The 6898-nt window shown below is 49.7% G+C and carries 5 protein-coding genes; 2 read left to right on the forward strand and 3 right to left on the reverse strand.

The annotated features are described in order from the left end of the window. Positions 1-31 precede the first annotated feature (31 nt). The 3 genes from O3C43_00745 to O3C43_00755 all read right to left on the reverse strand — a co-directional run bounded on the left by O3C43_00745 (position 32) and on the right by O3C43_00755 (position 3991). Positions 32-1363 (reverse strand): Nramp family divalent metal transporter, encoded by a 1332-nt coding sequence (locus O3C43_00745; GenBank protein MDA1065005.1) that lies wholly within the window; start codon positions 1361-1363, stop codon positions 32-34. A 320-nt stretch (positions 1364-1683) separates the two neighbouring features. Continuing rightward, positions 1684-2574 (reverse strand): TIM barrel protein, encoded by an 891-nt coding sequence (locus tag O3C43_00750; GenBank protein MDA1065006.1) that lies wholly within the window; start codon positions 2572-2574, stop codon positions 1684-1686. 37 nt (positions 2575-2611) lie between these two features. Next, complete coding sequence (locus O3C43_00755) at positions 2612-3991, reverse strand: arylsulfatase (protein MDA1065007.1); 1380 nt, start codon at positions 3989-3991, stop codon at positions 2612-2614. Positions 3992-4430: 439 nt separating this feature from the next. On the opposite strand from O3C43_00755, the gene O3C43_00760 reads away from it, so the two are divergent. Both O3C43_00760 and O3C43_00765 read left to right on the forward strand, forming a co-directional pair. Beyond that, positions 4431-5576, forward strand: a complete 1146-nt coding sequence (locus O3C43_00760) for a mandelate racemase/muconate lactonizing enzyme family protein (GenBank protein ID MDA1065008.1) — start codon at positions 4431-4433, stop codon at positions 5574-5576. A gap of 149 nt (positions 5577-5725) precedes the next feature. Beyond that, positions 5726-6598, forward strand: coding sequence for a creatininase family protein (locus tag O3C43_00765; GenBank protein ID MDA1065009.1), 873 nt, complete (start codon positions 5726-5728; stop codon positions 6596-6598). The last annotated feature ends 300 nt before the right edge of the window (positions 6599-6898 follow it).

The raw sequence follows: 6898 nt of genomic DNA on the forward strand, positions 1-6898 counted from the left end.
TTCGGCCTACTATTCCAAACTAATCTGCCTTCTACATTAAAAACTTCTGGATCTCACTGTAAAGTTGGTAAATGCCGACCGAAGTCATCAACATCGCGGATATCCAAAGAAAGAAAATCCAACTGGCCCGAGGTCGAAGTTTCTCGTGGGTCTGATTATAAAGAAAATACAAAGCGGCACCACTCAGGAACGGAAGCATAAGCGCTTGGGCGACTGCGCCAATGGTGACCAAGGTCACCGGCTTTCCAACCGATAGATAGAAAATACAATACATAGCAGGTAGGACGACGCAGGCTATCCGAATAGCTTTCTGGCGTTTGGCATCGGTATCTATTTTTATCAATCCAAGGAGTCCCAGAAAGTCCGCGGCAAGGCGACTGTTCGAGGCGGTAGAAATGAATATCGTCGAATAGAGCACCACGATCGCACCCACAATAAATATCCACAAACCCACCACACCAAAGGAGGTGCTATAAAGATTCGAAAGGTTGATCATCAAACTGTCGTTTGTAACTTCGATCCCCTTGCCGTTCAGCACCGCCGCTCCGAGCAGGTAAAAAGCCACCGTAGCTCCCGTGTAAATGACCAAAGACATCAAGGCATCGTACCTCATAACACGCAGCCATCCTTTTGCACGATTCACCCAAACCTCACTGCCATCGTCGGGACCCACGTACTTGGCATATCCTTTTTCAAGACACCAGTAGGGGTAATAAATAAGTTCCGAGGCACCTACCCCGATGACTCCAAACGCAGCGAATGCCACTAAAAAATCATCCGGTAGTCCAAAGCTTAAGCCCTCCACTAACTGCGGCATGGTGATGCCGTAGTCTGTCCAATAGAGGGAAAATACCGCGAAGACCGTGAAAATGGAAAACGCCGCCACCATGAAAGTTGAAAAGAACTGAATAAACTTGTATCGACCAATGTAGAGTAGCACGGCACACGACCCCGTAATCAGAATCGCCAGCACCGTGTGCGACAAATCGGACCCTGCCAGTCCCAGAACCTGGGCGACTCCGCCAACCATGCCCGAGAGTTGAAAAAAAATGGCACAAAACATACAAGACCACAACCAGACCAGCCAGGATACCTTCGCACGAGGCCCTGGGACCGAGTTGATCGCCTGCAAGGTCGTTTTGCCTTTTGAAATCGTGTAGCGCCCAAGCTCAACCTGGACAAACACTTTGATGACACATCCGATGATGATAAACCAAAGCAAAATGAACCCAACATCGGCTCCAAGTTTAGTGGTCACAATCAACTCTCCAGACCCGACGATATTGGCGGATATGATGAGCCCGGGGCCGAGTTGCTTGAGTATACCTCTCCAGGTACGTGGTGCTTCTGATATTTCAGTCATGGGGTGGTAAGAAGATGAATGGCAATTCAACGCATGAAAACCCGATTCAAAACAGTCGTCGACGCTTAATTTCTTATGCCACAACTAAGGGGCGTGGTTCTTTCTACGGGTAAATCCCAGACGGCGGTTTTGGCAAAACCGCCCTACCTAGGTTAGAAACACCCAGGGTAGGGACCGATCGCCGACTGTGTCGGGTCGAAGCTTTCAGCGTAGCCTGAGCGGTCCGCTTCAGATGAGTCTGAAAAAAAGAGGTCATAATACTTCGGACCTCCCCGCGGAAAGAATCACACCCACAGCTAAGTGAGTGCCTAACTCATCACCTATAGAAATCGCTCAAGTAGATGCTTGGTCGCCAACACTCCTTCAACTGGAGGGGTCACTTTGCCCTCGTACTCGATGGCCACGATACCTTTAAAATCAGCGTCGATTACTGCTTTCATCAGGCGGTGATAGTCAAAGTCGACCTCGTTTCCTTTATCGTCAAAATTGTGACTCTTGGCAGATACAACCGAGGTAAACGGCATCATGGCCTCGGTGCCTCCGTAGGGATCGTGATCCTTCATCTTACCAAAGTCGGGCATCAAGCGTAGGTGTGGGTCGTTCATTTCCCGGGCGATATCGGCGAGAAAATCTCCCTGTTTGGCCCACTCCGACGCGCCCGGCTCGATGGCGATGATTATTCCTTTTTCCTTTGCGTACCGAGCGATAGGTTGAAGCGCATCAATACAATGCGCGATGGCGTCACCTCGATCCACATTCGGAGCTTTCAAGAATACGCGAACGAACGTACTCCGCAAAATAACCGCGTTGTCGATGTAAGCTTTAAAAGGTTCAACGGCAGCTTTTCGTTCTGCCAAGGTCTTTCCGTTCGCATCCACCGCACCGGCCATCAGGAGAAATAAATTGGTTCCCGCTTCATCGGCGTGCTTTTTCAATTCACGGAAATACTCAGGGTCCGTTTTTCGCTCCTTGGGGAATGCCCCATCCCATACATCGATTTCGGTTAATCCAAACGTCTTCCGGGAAAAAGCCGGATAGTCAAACACCGAGAGCGATCCATCCTGAAAAAGAAACCGTAGGGAATACATCGAGAGTCCGATCTTGTAGGATCCGGACGCATGGGCCTTCCCAGGAATTAAAGGCAAAGCAGACAGGGACAATCCGCCGAGACAAAACCCACTCGAACGTTTTAAAAAACTTCTTCTATTCATCTATCTCTTTTCGAAACCAGATTCAGTGGCCGGAATGTTATTCGGGATGTCCCCAAACCTTGGGTACTTTAAAGTCGTTCGGCATCGAATTAGGAGGTATAATGGGAGCAACAGCCTCTCCGGCCAACTCGGCTAGTTTCTTTTTCAGCCTTTGAAAGTCTTTAGGCCGTTTTGTGCTTAGATCGTTTTTTTCGTATGGATCATCGCTTATGTTAAACAGCTCCCATTTTTCTTTTCCAACCGCTGAGGTCTCGTTGGCATTTGCCTGCCCATTGTGCACGAGTTTCCAATCACCCATGCGGATCGCTCCATGAAAAGGAGTCAGGTTGTGGAGGATATAATCATGAGGAGTTTTCTTGCCTTGGCTTATAGTCGGCCACGCGTCTTTCCCATCGAGGGGTAATTTTTGTTTGGGCTTGCTTCCGGCCAAGCCGAGAAGAGTCGGATACAAATCCACGATGTGCAATGGCTCTTTCACAACAGAACCTGCTTTGAGTGTTCCATCCCAAGCCATGATGGCTGGAACCCGAACACCCCCTTCGTAAAGGGAACTCTTTCCGTCGCGAAGTTTTCCGTTGGAACCGAGTCGAACAATACCTCCGTTGTCGGAGCTGAAAAAGATCAAAGTGTTTTCCTTCGGTAGATGCTTATTGGCCGCACCGATGATCGCTCCAATCGCATCGTCCATGCTCGTAACCATCGCTGCGTAGATGCGACGGCTTTTGTCTTCAATGTGAGCATTTCGATTCAGATGTTCTTCTGTGGCCTGAAGCGGCGTGTGAGGCGCATTGAAAGGTATGTAGAGAAACAGAGGTTTACTATCACTATGTGCTTCGATGATTCCGACCGCCTCCTGACCGATGAGGTCGGTAGCGTAACCTTCTTCGTATAAGGGTTCGTCATTTCGATGCCAATCGTGGGCGCCATCGCGAATGTGAGTGAAGTAATCCAAGGCTCCATTGTAGTGTCCATATTGGATATCAAACCCGCGTTGGAGCGGAAGGTAGTCGCCATTGCTGTGCCCCAGATGCCACTTACCGGTAATCGCGGTAGTATAACCTGCAGCCCGTAATCCTTCAGCCAGGGTTTGCTCTTCCAAGGGAAGCCCATGAGTTGCCCAAGGCCGGACAACCCCACATTGCATCCCAAACCTAATCGGATATCGGCCTGTCATCAAAGCGCCTCTTGTAGGAGAACACACCGGTTGAACATAGAATTGGTCGAGTTGCACTCCACGACTTGCAAGACTGTCCAGGTGTGGAGTGGAGATATTGCCCTCCCCATGATAACTGACGTCCTGCCAGCCGAGATCGTCGGCCACCATTACAATGATGTGAGGTCGATCTTCAGCCAACGCAACATTGGCAAAACAGAAAAGCGATAAAAGAAGGAGTGGAACGGAAACTATATTTTTCATAGGGATAAAATAACAGAAAAAAGTCTTAGCCCAGGAACGCAAGAGTATGATTCAAAATGCGCGAATGAGATTAGATTTCACCGTAGGGCCAGTTGCTCGCAACTCGGCCTCTGTGACTCACAACATTCCCCGGGCAAAGCGTCGATGCAAGCATCGAGCCCTACGCTGGAAAGAATTACATCTGGAAGGCACCACGTGATTCTTTCTACGGGGTAAATCACTGACGGCGGTTTTGGCAAAACCGCCGTCAAATCCAGGGTAGGGACCGATCGATGTCTCCGGTCTGTACACGCCGAGCGGTCCGCTTCAGATGAGTCTGAACAAAAAGAGGCAAAAATACCTTGGACCTCCCCGCGGAAAGAATCACACCCCGGAAGGCATCGGATACCAGAATATAGTTTGCCAGATTCTCCAAGTATCCTTTGCATTTGGCCACCCCATGAAAATTAAAGATATTCGATTACTTCCCTTAAGAGGAGCCACGCCGGACGGTGGTTGGGATGACAAGTTTCTCGATGAAGATAATAACCTCCACACCTTGATAGAAATCATAACGGATGAGGGAATCACCGGCTTCGGAAGCGTATTTACATCCGCAACCCTCATAGAAGGTGCTGTAAACGTACTACGCCCGTTCTTGATTGGAGCGTCGGCCTTGGATCCTTCCGCAACCTCGGAGCGACTTCACCAACAGAGCTTCTGGCAAGGGCGCGGCGGAGCGATCACTCATGCCATCTCCGGCATCGATATCGCTCTCTGGGATATTCTGGGGAAAGTGACTCAACAGCCGATCAGTCGTCTTCTAGGAGGCCGCCATCGGGAAACCATCAAACCGTATGGCTCACTACTCATGGACGAACCCGATAAGCTGCGCGCCAGTTTGGAGGATGGTATGGCCCGCGGATTCAAAGCCTTCAAAATTGGCTGGGGTCCTTTTGGACGCGTGGATAACAAAACCGATGAGGCCATCGTACGCGCTGCTCGGGATACAGTTGGGCCGGACATTGAGTTGATGGTCGATGCGGGTGGGTCCGATGCCTTCTGGCCCCACGGTTATAAATGGGCAATCCAAACCGCGCGCATGCTCGCCGATTACGACGTCACCTGGTTTGAGGAAGCCCTGCGACCGGACGATATCGAAGGGTACATAAAATTAACGGAACACGCCCCACTACCAATCACCAGTTGTGAAGTGCTCACTCGACGCCAATCCTTTATTGATTGGATCGAACGACGCGCCGTAGACTACATACAACCCGATGTCACCAAAGTGGGCGGTATCAGCGAGGAGTACCGAATCGCTCAATACGCGGATGATCACTCCATTCTTTTTGTTCCCCACGGCTGGAATACAGCAGTGGGATTAGCCGCGGACCTTCAATTGGTTTCCGCCACATCCAATGCCCGTTGGGTCGAATATATTACTCCGGCACCTTACATCGATCAGCTTCTGCTCAATCCCATTGAATTAAACAGTGATGGCATGATCTCCATACCCGATGGCCCTGGCCTGGGCATGCAGTGGAACCCGGATGGAATTGCCAAATTCACCGGAGGCATGTCACTCACTCCAACCGATTTATAGATTCATCTTTCTCGTCCTATCCTTCTTCTTAATCTTCCTCCTACTCTTACTCTCCATCTTCATCTCCATCTTCATCTTCTTCCTACTCCTACTCTTTCCCAAAGTTCAGATTTCCGCCTTCTAACTCAAAACTTCTCACTCCTGAAAAAATGCCTACTCGCGCCGAAACCGAATACCGCTACGAAAAACTCACCTGGCCCGATATCAATGATGCGATCGACCTGGGCAAGGTATGCATCCTGCCTTGTGGTGCTATCGAACAACATGGCCCTCACCTACCACTGGATGTGGACGTGCTCTGTTCCTCACAAATTGCATTAGGAGCCGGGAAAGAGACTCCGCAAAACATCTTGGTACTTCCTACCGTCAACTATGGTTATACCGGCCACGTCATGGATTTTCCAGGCACCATTAACAATGACTACGAGCACTTCATCCAGCACGTGCTTGATGTGACCAAGTCGCTGGCCTACCACGGTTTCAAAAAAATCATCTTACTCAACGGTCATGGCTCCAACATGCCTAACCTCGATTTGGTTGCCCGACGCACCAATCTGGAAACGGATGCTGAATGTATTCTCACGGCGTGGTGGAATCTTTTAAAGGTCGATCCGGAATTCATGCCCAATTGGCGGGAAAGTAAATATCCCGGCGGCATGGCTCACGCCTGCGAACTGGAAACCTCGGTTTACCTCTACCTCGATGAGGACAATGTTCGAAAAGACCAAATAAAAAGTGGAAACGTTTCCTTCAACGAAGAAGGCAGTCCGTTTAATTATGTCGACTTGATGGGAGCAGGCCCCGCGACCATCGTTTCCTGGACCAGTAGCTACTCTGATTCCGGAGTGCTCGGCGCGGCCGAACTGGCCTCCGTCGAAAAAGGCAAGCGCGCTTATGACGAAGCGGTTAAGCAACTCGTTCGCCTGGTCTCATGGTTCAAGGATAGACCCAAAGACAAGCGGAAGGACCACCACCGCAAGCCCCCGACCATGCCGATGCCCTGGGGACAAGAGTCTGTTTAATTTAAAGGTTTTTTAGTCACTAAAGCCCCATTTTTTGGAGCCCAAAAAAATTCTGGATCGAATAGTCCATCCAGGATAATATCCCAGCATAAATCGTTTGAAGTTTGCCGAGCTCGATTTGGCATTAGTTTAGATGCTATTCTGCTTCCTGAAGTCTAGAGTGTAATCTCCAAATTCCTAAGACAAATAGAACTTGCGTGACCTAGTCTTTTTAGCATCAATCCATCCACCCTAGCCAGACCCTGTTCGAAAAGCCGCTGGTTGTCCGTAAAATGCGCATGATAAAGTTTTGGAAAACCA

Source organism: Verrucomicrobiota bacterium, from assembly GCA_027622555.1.
In the GTDB taxonomy this organism is placed as follows: domain Bacteria; phylum Verrucomicrobiota; class Verrucomicrobiia; order Opitutales; family UBA2995; genus UBA2995.